The sequence below is a fragment of the Actinomyces naeslundii genome (assembly GCF_001956585.1).
Taxonomy (GTDB): domain Bacteria; phylum Actinomycetota; class Actinomycetes; order Actinomycetales; family Actinomycetaceae; genus Actinomyces; species Actinomyces naeslundii.
In genome coordinates, this window is sequence record NZ_MSRR01000003.1 from 252,003 (window position 1) to 271,023 (window position 19,021).

General features: G+C 68.8%; 17 protein-coding genes. 11 read left to right on the plus strand and 6 right to left on the minus strand.

Going from position 1 to position 19,021, the window contains the following annotated elements; translation table 11 throughout:
* Positions 1-89: 89 nt before the first annotated feature.
* The 3 genes from BKH33_RS02060 to BKH33_RS02070 are packed head-to-tail and all read right to left on the minus strand — an operon-like array spanning position 90 to position 3,401.
* Positions 90-836, minus strand: coding sequence for a response regulator (locus BKH33_RS02060; protein WP_003782410.1), 747 nt, complete (start codon positions 834-836; stop codon positions 90-92).
* Positions 833-2,236 (minus strand): sensor histidine kinase, encoded by a 1,404-nt coding sequence (locus BKH33_RS02065; protein WP_076142473.1) that lies wholly within the window; start codon positions 2,234-2,236, stop codon positions 833-835. The genes BKH33_RS02060 and BKH33_RS02065 overlap by 4 nt, the downstream gene beginning before the upstream one ends.
* The gene (locus BKH33_RS02070) at positions 2,229-3,401 is read right to left on the minus strand and encodes a DUF3866 family protein (protein ID WP_076142475.1); all 1,173 of its coding nucleotides are present in this window, start codon (positions 3,399-3,401) and stop codon (positions 2,229-2,231) included. Before BKH33_RS02070 ends, BKH33_RS02065 begins: the two co-directional genes overlap by 8 nt.
* A gap of 68 nt (positions 3,402-3,469) precedes the next feature.
* Here BKH33_RS02070 and BKH33_RS02075 point away from each other — a divergent pair, with 68 nt between their 5' ends.
* From BKH33_RS02075 to BKH33_RS02105, 7 genes are all read left to right on the plus strand, one after another.
* Positions 3,470-4,507 (plus strand): helix-turn-helix transcriptional regulator, encoded by a 1,038-nt coding sequence (locus tag BKH33_RS02075; RefSeq protein ID WP_003782845.1) that lies wholly within the window; start codon positions 3,470-3,472, stop codon positions 4,505-4,507.
* Positions 4,508-4,509: 2 nt separating this feature from the next.
* The gene (locus BKH33_RS02080; RefSeq protein WP_003782847.1) at positions 4,510-5,529 is read left to right on the plus strand and encodes a helix-turn-helix transcriptional regulator; all 1,020 of its coding nucleotides are present in this window, start codon (positions 4,510-4,512) and stop codon (positions 5,527-5,529) included.
* Between the two features lie 127 nt (positions 5,530-5,656).
* On the plus strand, positions 5,657-5,920 hold the full coding sequence (tatA, locus tag BKH33_RS02085; RefSeq protein WP_003782853.1) for a Sec-independent protein translocase subunit TatA: 264 nt from the start codon (positions 5,657-5,659) through the stop codon (positions 5,918-5,920).
* A gap of 45 nt (positions 5,921-5,965) precedes the next feature.
* Positions 5,966-6,787: a twin-arginine translocase subunit TatC gene (gene tatC / locus BKH33_RS02090; RefSeq protein WP_003782851.1), complete on the plus strand. Its 822-nt coding sequence runs from the start codon at positions 5,966-5,968 to the stop codon at positions 6,785-6,787.
* A 57-nt stretch (positions 6,788-6,844) separates the two neighbouring features.
* Positions 6,845-7,828, plus strand: a complete 984-nt coding sequence (locus BKH33_RS02095) for a diacylglycerol/lipid kinase family protein (protein ID WP_076074395.1) — start codon at positions 6,845-6,847, stop codon at positions 7,826-7,828.
* A gap of 9 nt (positions 7,829-7,837) precedes the next feature.
* Positions 7,838-10,792, plus strand: coding sequence for a DEAD/DEAH box helicase (locus tag BKH33_RS02100; RefSeq protein ID WP_076142477.1), 2,955 nt, complete (start codon positions 7,838-7,840; stop codon positions 10,790-10,792).
* A gap of 93 nt (positions 10,793-10,885) precedes the next feature.
* On the plus strand, positions 10,886-11,806 hold the full coding sequence (locus BKH33_RS02105) for a DUF808 domain-containing protein (protein WP_003780393.1): 921 nt from the start codon (positions 10,886-10,888) through the stop codon (positions 11,804-11,806).
* A 3-nt stretch (positions 11,807-11,809) separates the two neighbouring features.
* Here BKH33_RS02105 and BKH33_RS02110 read toward each other — a convergent pair whose 3' ends face one another.
* Together BKH33_RS02110 and BKH33_RS02115 are read right to left on the minus strand one after the other, a co-directional pair.
* Complete coding sequence (locus BKH33_RS02110) at positions 11,810-12,496, minus strand: response regulator (RefSeq protein ID WP_003780388.1); 687 nt, start codon at positions 12,494-12,496, stop codon at positions 11,810-11,812.
* Positions 12,493-13,281 (minus strand): sensor histidine kinase, encoded by a 789-nt coding sequence (locus BKH33_RS02115; RefSeq protein WP_167368369.1) that lies wholly within the window; start codon positions 13,279-13,281, stop codon positions 12,493-12,495. The genes BKH33_RS02110 and BKH33_RS02115 overlap by 4 nt, the downstream gene beginning before the upstream one ends.
* 127 nt (positions 13,282-13,408) lie before the next feature.
* On the opposite strand from BKH33_RS02115, the gene BKH33_RS02120 reads away from it, so the two are divergent.
* From BKH33_RS02120 to BKH33_RS02135, 4 genes are all read left to right on the plus strand, one after another.
* Positions 13,409-14,149, plus strand: a complete 741-nt coding sequence (locus BKH33_RS02120; RefSeq protein ID WP_076142479.1) for an ABC transporter ATP-binding protein — start codon at positions 13,409-13,411, stop codon at positions 14,147-14,149.
* On the plus strand, positions 14,146-15,618 hold the full coding sequence (locus BKH33_RS02125) for an FtsX-like permease family protein (protein ID WP_003780387.1): 1,473 nt from the start codon (positions 14,146-14,148) through the stop codon (positions 15,616-15,618). The genes BKH33_RS02120 and BKH33_RS02125 overlap by 4 nt, the downstream gene beginning before the upstream one ends.
* Positions 15,619-15,774: 156 nt before the next feature.
* Positions 15,775-17,355, plus strand: coding sequence for an apolipoprotein N-acyltransferase (lnt, locus tag BKH33_RS02130; RefSeq protein ID WP_003780390.1), 1,581 nt, complete (start codon positions 15,775-15,777; stop codon positions 17,353-17,355).
* A gap of 67 nt (positions 17,356-17,422) precedes the next feature.
* Positions 17,423-18,262: a polyprenol monophosphomannose synthase gene (locus BKH33_RS02135; RefSeq protein WP_003780386.1), complete on the plus strand. Its 840-nt coding sequence runs from the start codon at positions 17,423-17,425 to the stop codon at positions 18,260-18,262.
* Between the two features lie 107 nt (positions 18,263-18,369).
* On the opposite strand, the gene BKH33_RS02140 is transcribed toward BKH33_RS02135, so the two are convergent.
* Positions 18,370-18,729 (minus strand): RNA polymerase-binding protein RbpA, encoded by a 360-nt coding sequence (locus BKH33_RS02140; protein WP_003782601.1) that lies wholly within the window; start codon positions 18,727-18,729, stop codon positions 18,370-18,372.
* Positions 18,730-19,021: the final 292 nt, after the last annotated feature.

Consider the following 19,021-nt stretch of genomic DNA (forward strand, 5'->3'; position numbering starts at 1 on the left):
CTCGTGTGCGACGGTACCGCGGCGGATCCCCACCAGGGATACAGCCCGTACTCGCCACCACGGCCCCGTCTCCTCCCTGGGGAGGAGGACTACTGTGGCTGGACGAGCCCGGTGGTCAGCGCATAGATGACGAGCTCGACCCGGTTGTGGCAGCCGGTCTTGCCCAGGATCGTCTTGACATGGGACTTGACCGTCGACTCCGCAACATGGAGCCGTTCGCCGATCTGGGCATTGCTCAGCCCTCGGCACACGAGGGCCAGGACGGCGTCCTCTCGCCCGGTCAAGGGCTCGTAGGGGCCCGACGGTGCCCCCACAACGGGCACGGCGCCGTCAGTCGGTCCCGACGGCGAAGTCGGTGGCTGCGCAGCATCCGCTCCGGTACCTGCATCAAGGTGCGCCAGAACGGTGCCGGTGACGGCCGGGTCCAACCAGGACCCGCCGCGGGCGACGACGCGGACCGCCTCCAGCAGCGTCGTCGGCTCGGCGTCCTTGAGGAGGAATCCGTGGGCGCCGGCGCCCAGCGCCGCCAGGACGAGGTCCTCGTCGTCGAAGGTCGTCAGGACCAGGACCCGCACAGGGGCAGTGGCCGGTGCGGCGCGCAGCTCACGAATGGCACTGATCCCGTCCAGGACCGGCATCCGCAGGTCCATGAGCACCAGGTCGGTACTGCCTTGAGGAGCACGGGCTCGGGCACTGAGTCGGTCGACAGCCTCGCGCCCGTTGACGGCCTCCAGAACGACCTCCATGTCGGGTTGCGCGTCCACAAGGGCGCTGAAGGCGCTCACCAGCAGCGGCTGGTCGTCGACAACGGCAACCTTGATCGTGCTAAGGGTCATCTGGAGTCTCCTAGTCCTGTCTCACCGGTCATCTCACCGGAGTTCTGGTCCGGATCCGTAGCGCTCGCGGGCAGCTCGAGCGGCACCACAGGAAAGTCGACGTCAAGGATGAAGAAGCTGCTGCCCTCGTCATCGTGCTGAACGCCGTGGGACATGGTTCCGCCCACGAGCCTGAGTCGCTCCTCCAGACCGACGAGCCCGCTGCCTCCGAACAGCGAGTGCTCCACCGTCTCGGACACCGGGTTGGACACGTGAAGATGGCACGATGACGGAGTCAGCATCAGGCTCAGCTCGATCTGACCGGATCCGTGTCTGACAGCGTTGGTAAGCGCCTCTCCAACGAGCCGGACGAGGGTGAGCCGCTGTATCGCCGACCATCCCTCGTTGCAGCGCTCCAGCACTCCCGGCCCCGGCAGCACGGCATTGATACGGGCACCTGATCCTCGTGTCGTCTCGATGAGCACGGGGATGGTGCGCAGGTCCGCCAGCGGGGTGATATCGCCGGCGTCGGAGCGCAGGACGGAGACGAGTCGGCGTACGGAGGTCAGGGAGTCGTCAGCCGTATCGCGCACGGTGGTCAGGGTGCTGCGCAGTCGTTCCTCACCGCCCAGGGCCAGGCCGGTGGCGGCCTGCACCTTGATCGTGGTGAGACTGTGGCCCACAAGGTCGTGGAGCTCACGGGCCAGGCTGAGGCGCTCGGCCGCAACCGCCTGGGCCGCGGCGATGCCGACGTCGCGGGCCTGGTTCTCGGCGATTCGCCTCCGGGAGGAGGCCAGTAGGTAGGTGAGTACCACGGCACCGACGAAGACCAGGCTGGTGAGTGTTCTGATCAGAAGGATGGTCCCGTCCCAGCCGGAGCCAGCCGTGGGATCGGCGCTGGATCCGTGAGCCCTGGAGTAGCTGGCGAGGGTGACCGGGTTGACCAGGGCACCGGCCAGAGCCAGCAGAAGCGCCGCCGTGCCCCAGCGCCGGTCGGGTTCCCAGCGGGTGACGGTGTAGAGGCCGGTGACCGCCGTGGCGATGATCGGGTTGAGGCCGATATTGACCGGGGAGAGGACCACGAGGATCGCATAGGCCGCGAGCAGGGCGTAGGTCGCGATGAAGGAAACACGCAGGAAACGAAGCCTGCCGAACTGCACCAGCGCCAGTGCCAGACACAGGGCGAAGTCCGCGACGTAGACGGCGTAGGCGCCGAAGCGGAGGATGAAGGTGGCCGATTCAAGGGCGAAGATGAGGAAGACGGCGCCCAGGGCCACGTCCACGACTGGGACGGCGTATCGCGACCAGCGGCTTCCTCGCGTCGGTACGGTGCGGAGACGGGCGCGCCAGTCGTAGGCCGCAGACAGGTTCGTCGCTAGTGGCAACACCGCTTCATCAACCGGCGCAGATAGGTCAGCCATGCACCGCCTCCGCATCCAGGATCCGGCGCACATGGCGACCGGCCGCGGCCGCGGCGATGAAGGCGGCCGTGTCCTCGTCCAAACCCCGCCGCATCGTGGACAGCCTCACACCGGTCTCCGCCTCGGCCGCGCGCAGCAGCTCCATGAGCCCATCGGCGGGGACCTCGACGAGCCGGTGCTGCGCGGCACCCGGCCGCGGCTCGCACAGGACCTCAGCCTCCCGACGCACCTGCGCCCCCAGTGCCCCTTCCAGGATGGGGATGACGACGTCGGCACCCGCCAGCGCGACCCGCCCGTAGGCGGTCATCGAGTGGTGGGAGATACCCAGGTGACGGGGGCGGGCATCGGCCTGGGAGACACGCAGGCAGGCCACCGGGCGCCCGCCCAGCGTGGCGATGGCGTTGACCGCGTCCCCGCAGGCCACTCCGGAGAAGCCCCAGGGTGTCTCGGTGCCCAGGTTCCCGGGTCCCTGGATGACGATGGCGGCATCGGCGTGCAGGACGTGCCGGGCCGCCAGGAGCGCGTTGTGGACGCTGACCGCCTCGATGTCACCGCCCCAGGCCTGCCCGGCCGTCACGGTCCCGGCCAGCCAGCCGGCCTCGCTCAGGGCGGCTACGAGGCGGGAGTAGGCCAGGGGCAGGGCACCGCCGTCGGTCATGACGTAGACGACGCGCGGCTGCCTCGCACCGTCGGGGGAGCGCAGCCCGGCGAGCACCGCCGGCAGGCTCGAGTGCAGGTCGGCCACCACCACCGGCATCCCCTCCAGGTCGACGTCGCCGATCGGCTGGGACAGCAGGCCGTGGTGGGTGGTGCCCTGCTCGTCGACGCCGGTGACCATGACCTGGTCGGGCATGTAGCGGGCCTTGACGAGGTGCCCCTCGCGCGGCGGGTCGGCGGGAAGGGCGTCCAGGCGAGCGCTGACCATGGCGTGCCCTCCCGTGCCCAGGGCGCGGTCGAGGGCTGAGACCTCCAGCCTCACCCGCTCCCCGGCGACGGGCACCCCGGTGAGGGCCTCGTAGGCGACCGCGCGGACCTGAAGACCGGGCATCAGGCTGCTCGCGCCCTTCGGAGCCCCGGTGATCTCCACGTCCAGCTCTGCGCAAGAGCGCCCCGCAGGTCCCCACGCCGTCCTGGCCCCACTCACTACGCCGTCGCGCCACATCATGGCGGCAGACTATCCGGGCGCGCGCGCCACGAGCCGTATGCCGCCCGATTCTCCTAGGCTGAGACACCGTGAGCCAGCAGACCCGCAGTACCGAGGAGCGCCTGGTGAGCCTTCTGCTCACCCTGCGCAACACCACCACCGGGCTCAGTGCCGAGGAGCTCGTGGCCGGCGTGCCGGGATACGCCTCGGGCGACCCGGCCACCAATCCGGTCTCGGCGCGCCGCAAGTTCGAGCGGGACAAGGACACGCTGCGCGAGCTCGGCATTGAGGTGACCACCACTGGGCGCCCCGACGAGCCCCGCTACCGGATCGACGACGAGGAGTACACCCTGCCCGCGCTGCACCTGAGCGCCGAGCAGGCCGCCTGCCTGAGCCTGGCCGCCTCCGCCTGGCGCGACGGGGACCTGCCCGCCACCGCCCGGCGGGCACTGACCAAGCTGCGGGCCGTCAGTGAGGGATCGACGGGACATGTCTCCGCCGGCCTTCCGGCTCTCACGGCTGACCTGTCCGGCGACGAGATCCCCGAGGCCCTCGTCGCTGCGGTCGACGAACGCCGCCTGGTCACCTTCGACTACGTCTCCGCCCGCTCGGGCAGCACCCGGGCACGCACCGTCGAGCCCCACCACCTGCGCCTGGCCGAGGGCGCCTGGTACCTCGACGCCGTCGAGCCCACCAGTAGCCACGACACGGACAGCAGCAAGGACCCAGAGGAGCCGGAAGGAACCTCCGTCAGGATGCTGACCTTCCGCCTGGCCCGCATTGCGGGGCCGGTGACTGTTCATGGACACCCCGGAGCCTTCACCCGGCTTCCCGCCAATGCCCCTAGCCGCCAGCGCGCTCTGCTCGCCGCCCTTCCGGGGCGGGCCCTGGGACTGCGTCTGGCCGGGGCCCACCTCGATCCGACTCAGGCCCCGCGGACCACCCTGCCTGCGCACCTGGAGGGGCGCGACCTCATCGCCGTCGAGTACGAGGATCCCTTTTCCTTCGCCGGAACCGTCGCCGCTCTTGGTGACGCCGTCGTGGTCCTCGCCCCTGACTCCTTGCGCCAGGCGGTCCTGGCCCACCTGCGAGGTGCCGCCGGGCTCACGGCACCGGAGGGGGAGTGACGATGCCGCGCGTATCCGCCTCCGACCAGCTCACGCGGCTACTGGCCCTGCCCGCCTGGGTCGCGGACAACCCCGGCGTGTCCATCAAGGAGGCCGCCGAGCACTTCGGCGTCGCCCCTGCCGTCATTGAGCGCGATGTCAACACGCTGTGGGTCTCCGGCTTGCCCGGCGGCCTGCACGGGGACCTTGTGGACTTCGACGCCTCCGACTTCGAGGCCGGACGCCTGCGCCTGTCCGAACCACTGGGACTGGACCGCCCGGTCCGCCTCACCCGACAGGAGGCGATCTCTCTGCTCATGGCGCTCAGGGTGCTCGCCGACCTCCTGGCCGACGACGAGGCCTCCGCACCCGTGATCGCCTCCACCCAGCAGGCGGTCACCGACCTGCTCACTGCAGGTGCTTCTGACGACGCCGACACGCAGGCCGATGTGCGGGTCGGCCTGTCGACCGGCCCGGTCTCCGAGCATGCCGACCGCTGCGGCCATACGGCACAGGTCCTGGCCGCCGTGCGCTCCGCACTGCGGGACAGGCGCCGGCTCCACCTGGCCTATGTCTCCGCCACCGACACTCCCTCTGAGCGAGACGTCGATCCCATCACCCTGGAAAGTGACGGATCGCATATGACCCTCGTGGCCTGGTGCCTCAGCGCCAAGGCCGAGCGCAGCTTCCGCCTGGACCGGATCACGTCGGTCGAGGTTCTCGACGTCCCTTCCGTCCGGCACCGCGCCCCACGCAGAAAGCACCGGTCCAGCATCGATCGCTCCGTAGGGGAGGGTCCCCGCGCCACACTGACCCTGCTCCCGACCGGCCGCTGGCTCGCAGAGCAGATCCCGTGCGTCTCCCAGGAGGAGGTCGACGGTGGTCTCAGAGTTGTCGTGGAGGGACGCGACCGGGTCTGGCTCATCGGACTGGTTCTCTCGGCGGGCCGTCACCTCATCGCCGTCGAGCCTGCGGATCTTGCCCACGACGCCACCGAGGCCGCTCAACAGGCCCTGAACTCCTATGACACTGATGCGGAGTGAGGCCGCCCCAGGAGCAGCCGACTCCGTCCGCCTTGGGGGGAACCGACGGTGCCGTCGTTCAGAGGCACCTGCCGAGGAGGCTACACTCAGCCCGTATCGATAGCCTCGACCACCTAGGAGTAGCACCATGCGTTTTCAAGTCTGGCACATGATCGTTCTGCTTGTCCTTGTACTGGTTGTCTTCGGTTCCAGCAGACTTCCCGACATCGCGAAGAGTGTGGGTCAGTCCATGAAGGTCTTCAAGAAGGAGATCAAGGAGCTGCGCGACGAGGACGACGACAAGAAGCCCGCCGCCCAGATCCAGCAGCAGCCCCAGGAAGGCACCTACTACACCGAGCCCACCCAGTCCGGTCAGACCGCTCAGAGCACCGAGGGCTCTTCCCAGAAGTGACGTCATCCGGCGAAAGCCGGTGACCTGGAGACGAAGGAGGCCGTGGTGCCCAAGCTCCCTCGGATCAAACGATCGAGGCGCAAGGACAATCCCGAGGCACGCATGTCCATCGGGGACCACCTGCGTGAGCTGCGCAACCGGCTCTTCATCTCGGCCCTGGGTGTCCTGGTGATGTCGGTTGTGGGCTACCTGCTGTACGACCAGGCCTTCTCCCTCATCACCCGGCCGATCGATGCCGCCAATGCCCGCGGCGCCAACCTCATCCTGAACTTCGACACCGTCCTGGCCTCCTTCGATATGAGGCTCAAGGTCTCCATCTGGCTCGGCGTCCTGTTCTCCGCGCCGCTGTGGATGTACGAGTTCTGGGCCTTCGTGGGGCCGGGCATGACCCGCAAGGAGAAGGCCTACACCTGGATCTACGGTGTTGTGGGACTGCTGCTCTTCTCCGCTGGCGCCGCCTTGGGAATGTGGATCATGCCGCATGCGGTTGCCATTCTCACCAGCTTCATCCCCAGTGGACCTACCGGGGGCTTTATTAACGCGGGTGTCTATCTGGCCTTCGTCATGAGGCTGGTTCTTGTCTTCGGAATCGCCTTCCTCCTGCCCGAGCTCCTCGTCGCCCTCAACATGCTGGGGCTCATGAAGGGCACCACGATGCTCAAGGGCTGGCGCTGGGCCGTCGTCGCCATCTTCACCTTCATGGCCTTCGCCAACCCGCTTCCGGACCCCTGGTCCATGATCTTCATGGCTCTTCCGGTCACCGGCCTGTACTTCCTGGCCTGCTTCATCTCCATCCGGCATGACAAACGGGTGGAGAAGAAGCGCGATCAGCTCGATGCCGAGCTGGAGGCCGCCCTGGCCGAGTAGCGCTCGGCACCGTCAGGCTCCATCGTTCCTCCCACTGCTTTCTCACCATTCTCCGTCATGCGCATCGCCCTGCTGTCCAACCCGTCCTCAGGCCGGGGTCGTCATGCGGCCGCCGACGACGTCGCCCGCCAGGTCCTGATCGAGGCCGGGCACGAGGTGCTCCACGTGCGTGGCAGCTCCTATGAGCAAGCACGTCACGCCGGACGGGCTCTTCTGGGAGACGGACCCCGCCGGAACGTTGAGGCGCTGGTCGTCGTCGGCGGGGACGGCATGGTGCATCTGGGGGTGGACATCGTCGCCACGACAGGCGTGCCCCTGGGCATCGTGGCCACCGGCACCGGTAACGACATCGCCAGGCACTTCGGCCTGCCCAGCAGGGACGCGGCGGCCTCCACACGCCTCATCAACCAGGCACTGTCCGGTGAGGGGGCGATCAAGGCGACCGACGCGATCTACGCCTCCCGCCCGGACGGAACCCTGCTCGCTCCGCAGCGTCGCTGGTCCCTGGCTGTGGTGAGCGCAGGAGTGGATGCCGCCGTCAACGCCCGCGCCAACACCCTGGCATGGCCAGCCCACGAAGGACGCTACGTGCGAGCCCTCGCGGCTGAGCTCGCAGTGCTGGCGCCCTACGGCTACCGGGTCACCACCGACGAGGGCACCTGGGAAGGACCGGCGCTCCTCCTGGCGGTGGCCAACACGCGCTACGTCGGCGGAGGCATGGACCTGGCGCCCCAGGCCGACCCCGCCGACGGCCTGCTGGAGGTCCTGCGCCTGGATCCTGTGAGCCGAGCCCACCTGGTTGCCCTGTTCCGTCGGCTCTCCCAGGGCACGCACCTGACCGATCCGGCCGTCCACGTCGAGCGCAGTCGCAGCGTCACTATTGAGGCTCTGGACGAGCGCACCGGCTGTGACCGGGGTCTGCGCCCACCTCCGCACCCCTTCGCCGACGGTGAGCCGCTGGCCGAGCTGCCCCTGCGCCTCGAGGCGGTCCCCGACGCCGTGCAGCTGCTCCTGCCGGCCCAGGGCGGATCCGGCCCGTAAGGTGTCCCCATGAGCTCACCAGCCGAGCGCTATGCCGCTTCTCGTCGTCGACAGGCCGCCGCCGGTAGTGAGCTCGCCCGCTTCAGCCAGGGATACGACTTCCCGCTCGATCCCTTCCAGGAGGAGGCCTGCGCCGCCGTCGAGCGAGGCGAGGGCGTCCTCGTCGCGGCCCCGACGGGCGCAGGCAAGACGGTGGTGGGGGAGTTCGCCGTCCACCTGGGCCTGGTCCGGGGCCTCAAGACCTTCTACACCACGCCGATCAAGGCACTGAGCAACCAGAAGTACCTGGATCTCGTCGCCCGGCACGGCGAGGAGAAGGTGGGACTGCTCACCGGCGACACCTCTGTCAACCCTCACGCGGACGTCGTGGTCATGACCACCGAGGTACTGCGCAACATGCTCTACTCGGGCTCACGCGACCTGGACCGACTGGGCTTCGTGGTCATGGATGAGGTCCACTACCTGGCCGACCGCTTCCGCGGGCCGGTGTGGGAGGAGGTCATCATCCACCTGCCCGCCGAGGTCCAGGTGATCTCCTTGTCCGCCACGGTCTCCAATGCCGAGGAGTTCGGAGACTGGCTCGGCCAGGTGCGAGGCAGGACCGCCGTCATCGTCTCCGAGGAGCGCCCCGTCCCGCTGACCCAGCACATGATGGTCGGTCGCCGGCTCCTGCACCTGTACTCCCGCCCTGCCGACGCCGCAGAGTCCTCCGAGGCCGCCGACACGGCGGAGTCGGAGCAGGCAGCCCAGTCGGAACAGACGGGGCAGCCCCCGCTCAACCCCGAGCTGCTCAAGGCCGTCAAGCAGGCCCGGCGTGCCGCAGCCTCCGGCGGCGCATCCAAGAACAGCTACCGCAGCCGTGGCGGCACGGGCCGGGGACCGCAGCCCTGGAAGCGCACTGTAAAAGGCGGACGCGCCCCTCGTCGTGGTGAGGGAGGAGCCCGCACTGCCAGGCTGAAGCCGCCTTCACGACTGCAGGTCGTCAGGGCCCTGGAGGAGGCGAGGCTGCTGCCCGCCATCGTCTTCGTCTTCTCCCGAGCCGGCTGCGAGCAGGCCGTTCACCAGGTGGTGAGCGCCGGGGTGGACCTGACCACCGAGGCCGAGGCGGCCCGGATCCGTGAGGTGATCGAACGGCGCACTGCGGACATCCCGGCCGGTGACCTGGGGGTTCTCGGCTTCCACTTCTGGGCCCACGCCCTGGAGCGCGGCGTCGCGGCGCACCACGCAGGGCTGCTGCCAGTCTTCAAGGAGACGGTCGAGGAGCTCTTCAGCGCAGGCCTGGTCAAGGTCGTCTACGCCACTGAGACCCTGGCGCTGGGCATCAACATGCCCGCACGCACGGTGGTCCTGGAGTCGTTGCGCAAGTGGAACGGCTCGGCCCATGTCACCCTCAGCCCGGGGGAGTACACCCAGCTGACGGGGCGGGCTGGGCGCCGCGGCATCGACGTCGAGGGCCACGCCGTCGTCCTAGCCGCCGACGACGTCGAGCCGGCCACGGTCTCCTCGCTGGCCTCCCGGCGCACTTACCCGCTGGTATCGGCCTTCCGCCCGACCTACAACATGGCCGTCAACCTGCTCGAGCGCATGCCGCGGGCGCGGGTCCGTGAGGTGCTCGAGGAGTCCTTCGCCCAGTTCCAGGCCGACCGCGGCGTTGTCGAGCTGGCCGCTCAGGCGCGCCGCAAGCGCCGCAGCCTGGAGGGGCTGGAGAAGGAGATGGCCTGCCGCCTGGGCGACTTCCGGGAGTACGCCGCTCTGCGCCAGGCCATCGCTGACGCCGAGGCGGACCTGTCGCGTGACAAGGCCGCCGCGCGCCGCAGCGAGACGGGACGGGCGATGAGCGCGCTGGGGCGCGGCGACGTCGTCGTCTTCCGCAAGGGCCGACGTCGCCGGCACGGCATCGTCCTCGAGGTGGGTGCCGACCGCACCGGCACCCCCACACTCACCGTGCTGGGGGAGGACTCGCGAGTGGTCGCGCTGACCCCGGACACGGCGCCGGACGGCGTCATGCGCGTGGGTGCGCTGCGAGTGGCCGAGTCGGTGGACCCGCACCGGCCCCGGGACCGGGACCGGCTCGTCCAGCGCCTGGTGGACGCTCTGCGCGCCGGGGACCTGGAAAAGGACACGAAGCGCACCCGAACCCGCTCCAGCCGCGCACAGGCCCGCCGAGACAGTGCCATTGAGAACCTAGAGCGCCTGCGCCACGAGATGCGCTCTCACCCCTGCCACGGGTGCCCCGACCGGGAGGAGCACGCCAGGGTCGGCCGCAAGTGGTCGCGGGCCAAGGCCCAGGCCGAGCGTCTGCAACGGCGCATCGAGAACCGTACCGGCACCATCGCCCGCCTCTTCGACGCCGTGTGCGAGGTACTGCTCGAGCTGGGCTACCTGGAGCCCGTGGACCGCGGCCACCCGGAGCGCGAGCTGAGGGTCACCGGCGCCGGCAAGGTGCTGGCCCGGATCTACGCCGAGCGGGACCTGCTCATCGCCGAGTGCCTGCGCACAGGTGTCTTCGAGGGCCTCAGCGCCGGCGAGCTGGCCGGTGCGCTGAGCGCCTGCGTCTACGAGCCGCGACTGAGCGCCCAGTCGATCGGGCTGCCGGTCTCACCCGGGTCGAGACTCGGCCAGTGCCTGCGCGCACAGCTGGGGGTCTCGCACCGGATCCACGACCTGGAGTCCCTGGCCCGTATCGAGGTCTCCTCCGGCGCGGAGCCCGCGCTGGCAGGGGCTGTCCAGGCCTGGTGCGACGGAGCCCAGCTGGCCGACATCCTCGATGCCACCGAGCTGACGGCCGGGGACTTCGTGCGCTGGTGCAAGCAGCTGCTCGACGTCGTCGGCCAGATCGCGAGCCTCTCACCACCGCAGGACGCCACTCCCGAGCAGGCCAGGACCGTGACCGACCTGTCGATGCGGGCCGCCGAGGCCTCCCTGGATCTCAATAGGGGAGTGGTGAGCTGGTCGGCCGTGTGAGACGTCTACCGTGCACTCTCCAGCCGCCTACAGGGCACCACGGCGGGTAGGCTCGTCGCAGCCGACTCCTCGAACGACAGGACTCATGCCCCTATGTCAGGCTTCTTCGCCCTTCTCGATGACATCGCCACACTGGCCAAGCTGACGCTGTCCACTGTCGACGACACGGCCTCCATCGCGGTCAAGACGTCGGCCAAGGTCTCTGCCGCCGCTGTCGACGACGTGGCGACCACGCCCCAGTACGTCACCGGGATCACCCCAGACCGTGAGTTGCCGATCATCAAGAGGATCACGCTGGGATCGCTGCGCAACAAGCTCCTCATCATCCTGCCGATCGGCCTGCTGCTGACGGCAGTGGCGCCGGCGCTCCTGCCGGTCGCACTTATTCTCGGCGGCGCCTACCTGTGCTTCGAGGGCGGGGAGAAGATCCTGGAGCGCTTTGGCCACGGCTCACACGCGCAGGAGAGCGCCGGACCGGTCGACGAGGCCCAGATCATCCGCCAGGCCATCACCACGGACTTCATCCTGTCCACCGAGATCATGCTGCTGGCCCTGGCCGAGGTGGAGGGGGAGTCCTCCATGCGGCGCATCATCGTCCTGGTCCTCATCGCCCTGTTCATCACCTTCGCCGTCTACGGTTTGGTGGCGGCCCTCATCAAGCTCGACGACGCCGGGGCGCACCTGGCGGGCCAGGGCCGCACGAGCGCCGTCCGCTCCCTCGGCCGCGCGATCGTCAAGACGGCCCCGGCGCTGTTCCGCGGCATCGGGATCGTCGGCACCGTGGCGATGCTGTGGGTCGGCGGCCACATCCTGGCGGTCAACCTCGCCAAGGCCGGCTTCCACCCGTTGCACCACGCCATTGAATGGGCCGAGGAGCTCACTCACAACCCGATCCTGTCCTGGGTCACAGGGACGGCCATGTCCTGCCTCATCGGGGCGATCATCGGCACCCTGCTGGCCCTGGCCTGGCAGCCCGTGCACCATGTCCTGGCCCGCCGCCGGGCTCACGACTGAGAACTACCTGCTGAGCCCGTCACCGAGGAAGGCGAGGATGGCGCGCACCCGCCGGTTCTCCTCGGAGGGGTCCAGCCCCAGCTTGAGGAAGATCGCCGAGACGTGCTTGGCGACCGCTGCCCCTGACACAACCATCTGAGCCGAGATCTGACTGTTCGACAGCCCCCGGGCCATGAGCTCGAGGACCTCCAGCTCGCGCGGCGTCAGATCCGCGAGCCCCGAGCGAGAGCTGCGCACCATGGCCCGGGCCACCTCCGGGTCGGTCACCATGCCTCCGGCCAGGACCACTCGCAGGGAGCCCAGGAAGTCCGCGACCTCCGAGACCCTGTCCTTGAGCAGGTAGCCCGTTCCGCCGGCGTCTGCCGGGGCGTCGGAGGCGAGGAGCTGCTGGGCATAGGCTGCCGACACGTACTGGCTGAGCACCATGATGGACACGGCCGGATGACAGCGCCGAATATCCAGCGCGGCCTCTAGGCCGTCGTTCCTCATGGACGGCGGCATGCGGACGTCGGTGATCACGGCATCGGGTAGGCGCCCCTGGCCATCAAGGTGGTCGATGCGCTGGATGAGTGCCGGCGCGCTGCTCTCCCGGGCGACGACGTCGTAGCCCTGGCGCTCCAGCAGGCCCGCCAGCCCCTCACGCAGGAGGGCCGAGTCATCGGCGAGCACCAGTGAGGGGGCCGTGCTCATGTCTCCTGCCCTTCTGCGCCAGTCGTGGCACCCGTACTATCCACCCTGTCGATGCCAGTACCGCTCTCCCCACGGGCCAGGAGGAGGGGCAGGTGCGCCGCGACCTGGGTCGGCCCACCCGGGGGACTGGACAGCAGAAGCTCTCCGCCGAAGGCCGCAAGCCGTTCCCTCATACCCGCCAGGCCACGACCCGGCTGGAGGCAGGCTCCGCCGGGCCCGGTGTCGACGACGCAGACTCTCAGGGTCTTATCCACGGTCAGCAGGATCGTGATCTCGGCTCCGGGAGCATGCTTGAGCGCGTTGGTCATCGCCTCCAGAGCGAAGAAGTAAGCGGCAGCCAGGACGCCCTCGGGCATCGTCGGCAGAGGGTGCGGGCAAACGATCCTGATGGTCCTGCCAGTCCTGTCGACCCGATCCACCGCGTCTGTCAGAGCCGCTTCCAGGCCGAGGTCGGTGAGCACCTGGGGGTGGATACCGCGCACCGTGGTGCGCAGCGACTCGAGCCCGCCGGCAATGGCCGACTTCGCCTCGGCCAGAAGAGCGGCGAGTGCGGGATCCGCGGTAACGGCTGGGGAGAGCTGCGCCTCGCCGAGCTTCATGAGCCCGACGACGAGACGTTGCTGAGCGCCGTCGTGCAGATCGCGTTCGATACGGCGGCGCTCGATCTCGTAGGCCGCAACGATCTCCCGACGGGAGGCCGTCAGCTCGGCGATCCGCCGGGCGGCAACGGCCTCGTGCGTGGGCCTGGCCCTGCCGGACCACCGCGGAGAGAACCTGAGCTGCACGCTCCCAAGGTACCGTGTCCGGTCCACCTGAGCCGGCAGGCCGGGTATCGGCTGACCAAGAGGTATACCCAGCACTACCTCGACAGCAGTGCGAGCACTATCGCTATCGCGCCGAGAAGACGATGAAATGAGAGACATGAGCACACCACTGATCACCACCAGCGATATTGTCAAACGATTCGGTACGGTGACGGCTCTGGCCGGCGTGAGCATCAACGTCTCCGTAGGTGAGAGCGTCGCGATCATGGGGCCCTCGGGCTCGGGCAAGTCGACCCTGCTGCACTGCCTGTCCGGAGTCCTCGTCCCGGACCAGGGGAGCGTGGGCTTCGGGGGTACTGAGATCTCCCGTCTCACTGATGCGCAGCGATCCCACCTGCGGTTGCGCGAGCTGGGATTCGTTTTTCAGGACAGCCAGCTCATCCCCGAGCTGCCGGCTCGGGAGAACGTGGCTCTTCCCCTCATGCTTACCGGCACACCGACGCGGTCAGCACTGCGCGCCGCCGACGAGATGCTCGCACGACTCGGTCTGACAGACCTCATGGGCCGGCGTCCTGCGCAGATGTCCGGCGGTCAGGCCCAGCGGGTGGCGATCGCTCGGGCGCTGGTGAGCAGTCCCCGCGCCATCTTCGCCGACGAGCCCTCCGGCGCCCTGGACCAGGCAACCGGTCACGAGATGATGCAGCTGCTGACTGCAGCCGTCTCCATGGCCGGCGCGACGCTGGTCGTGGTGACGCACGATGTCAATGTCGCACGCTGGTGCTCACGCCTCATCGAGATCCGTGACGGACTGGTCCACTCCGACCGTCTCCTGAACATCGACACGACCAACCGCTCCGCACAGGCCGCGAGGATGGAGACGATCCGATGAATGCCTCAAGCACCGCGGGTCCCCGCTCCATCACCGTGCCCAGGGCAGACTCCTCCCGCCCCGGCCTTCCGGTCCTCGCCCGACTCACTGCGCGCCTGACCCGTGCACGGCTCGCCTCCCGCGAGGGGGAGACGCTGCTGTACCTGGCCAGCGTCCTGGCCTACACCGTAGCCACCTGCGCGGCCCTGACCGTCGCTGGGGGCACGTGGATGCTCTACAGCCGTGGAACGCACCCCGAACGGATTCCGGTGTGGGTGGACGCGACCAAGAACGCGGGCTACGGCTTCGACTTCATGGCATCGCAGTACCTCAGCATGTCCATTCTGGCCTGCGCCATGCTGGTGCCGGCCATGGTGGGGCTGGCCTCCAGTGCCGCGGTCCTGGGAGCGCGCAGCCGTGAAAGGCGCCTGGCTGTTCTGCGGCTGATGGGCCTGTCCGGGGCCGATGTCACCCGTATGTCCCTGCTGGACGCCCTTGTCCAGTCGGTGGTAGGCGCAGTCATCGGCACCGCCGTCTACCTGATCACACTTCCCGCCTGGGGCGGACTCACCGTCATGGGAACCCGGATCACCGCCGGCGAGATGGTGCTGCCGCTGCGGTACCTGGCCGTTGTCCTGGTGGGAGTCGTCACGGTTGGCCAGATCTCGGCCTGGCGGGGGCTGCGCCAGGTGCGGATCTCCCCACTGGGTGTCTCACGACGGACCAACGGACCGCGCGCCGGCGTCTGGCGCGTCATCGTGTTCCTCGTGACGCTGTTCGGTGCCCCGCAGATCATCAGGTCGGTACCGCAGCAGCATCGTTTCATCATCGTGTGCGTCATGATCGTGGCACTCATCGCCGTCTTCGACCTGGCCGGGTCATGGTTCACGCAGCTGCTCTCCCGAGGGCTCGCACACCTGCGCGGCCCGGTCATGCGCTGGACCGCTCGCCGCATCCAGGCCGCACCCACCACGACGTGGCACCGGGTCTCCGCCATGGGGCTACTGGCCTTCATCGGCGGTTTCATGTCACCCATGCCGCTGGGAGTGAGCACCATGACGGCGAAGGAAGCCAGTTCGGCTGAGGCTTTCATCTACGGCCTCCTGTGGGACGTTGACAAGGGAGCCATCATCACCCTGGCTTTCGGGTTCGCCCTGACAGCCACCTCCATCCTCATCACCCAGGCCTCAGGAACCATCGAGCGAGCGGAGCAGTCCCGCAGCCTGCGCCGTATGGGCGCTCCCGCAGGCTATGGCCTGCGCGTCATGTGGATGGAGGCCTACACGCCGCTCCTGCTCGCCGTCCTGGGGGGTGCGGGGCTGGGCATCGTCATGGGCTCCCTCCTGATGGGTACCTCTCCGATGTCCGGCGCGTCTCCGCTGGCACTCGGCGTCATCCTCGTCGGCCTGGTTCTCACGGGACTCGCCCTGAGCGTCTGCCATCCGTTGTACCACCGGCTCCTGGGGACCCAGGAGCGCCACAACGACTGACGCCTCCACGCCCGGTTCCGCCCGTCTACGGACGGGAACGAGGAGAGGCGTCGGCGTATTGCCCGTATGCTTCACCGCGTGACAGTGCCTTCCCGGTTGCCTTCCTGGCTGCGTTCCTGGTCTCTCGGCCGGCTTCGCCGATCAGTCCCCGCGGCTGTGGCGCTGTTGGCGGGTCTGGTCACCTACGCCGCCTTTCCACCGATGAATCTGTGGTGGTCGGCCCTCATCGGAGTCGGGACATTCATGCTCCTCATCCGTGGCCGCGGCTTCTGGGCGGGCACCGGACTGGGGCTGCTCTACGGCTTGGGACTGTTCACGCCCCTGCTGCACTTCACGATGGTGGGTATGGGCAACCCGATCGGCTGGATCGCGCTGACCCTCTTCGAGTCTCTCTACCTGGCCGGACTCGGCGGGGCCTGGGCCCTGGTGAGCCGCCTCCCACGGCTTCAGGTCTCATCCGAGCGCTCACCCAGCGGCCAGGACCTGCTGCGCCGCGTACCCGCAGGAGCCTGCAACGTACTGGCCTTCGCCCTGCTGTGGTCGGGGATCGAGGAGCTGCGCTCGGTGTGGCCCTTGGGAGGTTTTCCCTTCGGGCGTCTGGCCTTCGCCATGGCCGATGCCCCCGTCCTGCCGGCAGCGGCCTATGTCGGCAGCGCCGGGGTGGGCCTGCTGGTGGCACTGGTGGCGGCGTGCATCGCGCACGCGGCTCGATCCATCGTTGAGCGCCGCGCCATCACGGTCCTCATCTCCACAGCACTCGCCGCGGCCCTGCTCCTTGCGCCGCGGACGTTGCCGCTGGACACCCGCGCCGAGAACGGCACCATTCGCGTCGGGGCCGTCCAGGGAAACGTGGCCACCGACTTCGAGGACGCCTTCAACCGCGCCCTGGAGGTGACCGGCAACCACGCTGAGGCCACGAGGAAGCTGGCCGACGACGTCGGCCCCGGCAACCTCGACATGGTCATCTGGCCGGAGAACTCCGCAGACCTGGACCCGCGCGACTACCCGGCCTCGGCAACTATCATCGATAAGGCTGCCCAGTCCGTTCAGGCACCGGTGCTCGTGGGCGCCGTTCCCTTCGTCGACGACATCCGCTACAACGACATCCTCGTGTGGAATCCCGGAGACGTCTCCGGGCAGACGGTTCATCCCTACTACCGCAAGCACCGGCCCGTACCCTTCGCCGAGTACGTTCCCGCCCGTTCCCTCGTGCGACGCCTGACCACCCAGGTCGACCGAGTCGGTATCGACATGCTGCCCGGCAACGGCCCCAGCACGCTGACGGTCCCCGCCGTCACCCAGGGCCGCGAGGTCACCCTCGCGATGGGGATCTGCTTCGAGGTCGCCTACGACGACGCCCTGCGAACCGGTGTCAAGCAGGGCGGGCAGGCCATCGTCATCCCGACCAACAACGCCTCCTTCCTCGACTCCGGCGAGGCCGCCCAGCAGCTCGCCCAGGGACGTGTTCAGGCGGTGGTGCACGGTCGCAGCGTCATCCAGGCCTCCACCGTCGGCTACACCGCGATCATCAACCCCCGCGGCAAGGTGGAGCAGGTCACCCGGCCCTACACGCAGGCGAGCCTCGTGGCCGACGTCCCGCTGCGCAGCTCCCAGACCGTCGCCGACCGCCTCGGCCCCGTCCCCGGCCTCATCATCCTGGCCGGAGCGGGTGCGCTGCTCGGAATCGGTATCCTGCGCAGGAAGACGGCGGCGCAGGTTCACCGGCGTCGCCGCTGATCTCATATACCCTCAAGGTGTCTCAGGTGGCCTTGGTGCCACGCAGCTCAACCATGGAGAGAGAGAAGTGAAGGCACTCGTCGTCATCCCGACCTACAACGAGATCGAGTCCCTGCCCACGGCACTGGACCGGGTCCGCGAGCACACTCCCGAGGCGGACATTCTCGTCGTCGACGACGGTTCCCCCGACGGCACCGGCGACTACGCCGACACCCGTGCCGACGAGGACTCCCACATCCATGTCCTGCACCGCTCGGAGAAGAACGGGCTGGGCCCGGCCTACCTCGCCGGATTCTCCTGGGCGCTGGCCGCCGGCTATGAGCTCATCATCGAGATGGACGCCGACGGCTCCCACCGCGCCGAGGACCTGGCGCTGCTCATCCAGCGCGCCGAGATGGCCGACGAGCCAGACCTCGTCATCGGCTCACGCTGGGTCTCCGGCGGCGCCACGGAAGGATGGGATGCCAAGCGCGTGGCCCTGTCAAAGGCCGGGAACCTCTACATCAACGCGATGCTGGGGCTGCGCGTCAAGGACGCCACCGCCGGTTTCCGGGTCTTCCGCGCCTCCATCCTGCGCCGCATGGATCTGAGCAAGGTTGAGGCCCTCGGGTACGGCTTCCAGGTCAACATGACCAAGCTCGTCGACGAGGCCGGGGGGCGCATCGTGGAGATGCCCATCACCTTCCTGGAGCGGGAGGCCGGACAGTCCAAGCTCTCCGGCGGCATCTTCACCGAGGAGCTGTCCCTGGTGACGCGCTGGGGCGTTGCGAAGCGCTCCGGCCAGCTGTTCGACGCCGCCAAGGTCGCCGGAAGCCGGCTGCGCGCGGCCCGGGACAAGCGCCGTCGGGCCGCCGCCGGCTACCAGCAGCAGCGCCCGTCGGCCTCATCCCGTCAGAAGCGCTCCTGAACTCAGATGGCCTGATACCTCACCAACACCGACGGCAGAAGGGCCGCCCTTGCTGGGGGCGGCCCTTCCTCTTCGAACCATGCAGTTTTCAGTAGCCCTCAGGAGACTCAGCCGCTGACCCGTTCGCGGTAGACCTCGCCGCTGCGCAGAGCCTCGAGGCGCTCGTTGAGAAGGACCTCGAGCTCCTCGACCTTGCGACGCTCCAGGAGCATGTCCCAGTGGGTGCGCGGAGTCTTCTTGGGCTCGTCGGGCTCGGGCTCGTCCTCACCGCGCCGGGCGGCGGGCTGACCGCACTCGGGGCACTCCCAGGTGGGGGGCACCTCCGCCTCGGTGGACATCGGGATCTTGGTGACGTGCGCCATCGGGCACTCGTAGCTGACGATCATCCGCTCAGCGAACTCGACGCCGTCCTCCGACTCCATCGACTTCGCGCCGATGGTCATGCCTCGCAGTGCGCGGTCTGCCATGCTTGTGGCCTCCTCGTGGCTCGTCTCTCTCGGTGTCCTGACTCGGAGGGAGCATAAGGGCACCGGTGCGTCAACACCGAAGGAGGGCGAATTGTTCCCACCGGCTTGGACGCGATCAGGATAATGATGATACCGGTTGGCGGCGCACACGACGTCGTCGGTCCGAATCGGCTGAAACACCACAGCAAAGACCGCGGGGGCCGAGGCTAACCGAGGCTAACAGCGTGTACGCGGCACCGGACCACGGCATACTTGGCTCTATGGCTCAGCGCATCGGCATTCTCACGGCGGG

Coding starts and splice junctions, on each gene's coding strand:
- BKH33_RS02060 (WP_003782410.1), bottom strand. CDS start 836: ATGACCCTTAGCACGATCAAGGTTGCCGTTGTCGACGACCAGCCGCTG.
- BKH33_RS02065 (WP_076142473.1), bottom strand. CDS start 2,236: ATGGCTGACCTATCTGCGCCGGTTGATGAAGCGGTGTTGCCACTAGCG.
- BKH33_RS02070 (WP_076142475.1), bottom strand. CDS start 3,401: ATGATGTGGCGCGACGGCGTAGTGAGTGGGGCCAGGACGGCGTGGGGA.
- BKH33_RS02080 (WP_003782847.1), top strand. CDS start 4,510: ATGCCGCGCGTATCCGCCTCCGACCAGCTCACGCGGCTACTGGCCCTG.
- tatA (WP_003782853.1), top strand. CDS start 5,657: ATGCGTTTTCAAGTCTGGCACATGATCGTTCTGCTTGTCCTTGTACTG.
- BKH33_RS02095 (WP_076074395.1), top strand. CDS start 6,845: ATGCGCATCGCCCTGCTGTCCAACCCGTCCTCAGGCCGGGGTCGTCAT.
- BKH33_RS02100 (WP_076142477.1), top strand. CDS start 7,838: ATGAGCTCACCAGCCGAGCGCTATGCCGCTTCTCGTCGTCGACAGGCC.
- BKH33_RS02105 (WP_003780393.1), top strand. CDS start 10,886: ATGTCAGGCTTCTTCGCCCTTCTCGATGACATCGCCACACTGGCCAAG.
- BKH33_RS02110 (WP_003780388.1), bottom strand. CDS start 12,496: ATGAGCACGGCCCCCTCACTGGTGCTCGCCGATGACTCGGCCCTCCTG.
- BKH33_RS02120 (WP_076142479.1), top strand. CDS start 13,409: ATGAGAGACATGAGCACACCACTGATCACCACCAGCGATATTGTCAAA.
- BKH33_RS02125 (WP_003780387.1), top strand. CDS start 14,146: ATGAATGCCTCAAGCACCGCGGGTCCCCGCTCCATCACCGTGCCCAGG.
- BKH33_RS02140 (WP_003782601.1), bottom strand. CDS start 18,729: ATGGCAGACCGCGCACTGCGAGGCATGACCATCGGCGCGAAGTCGATG.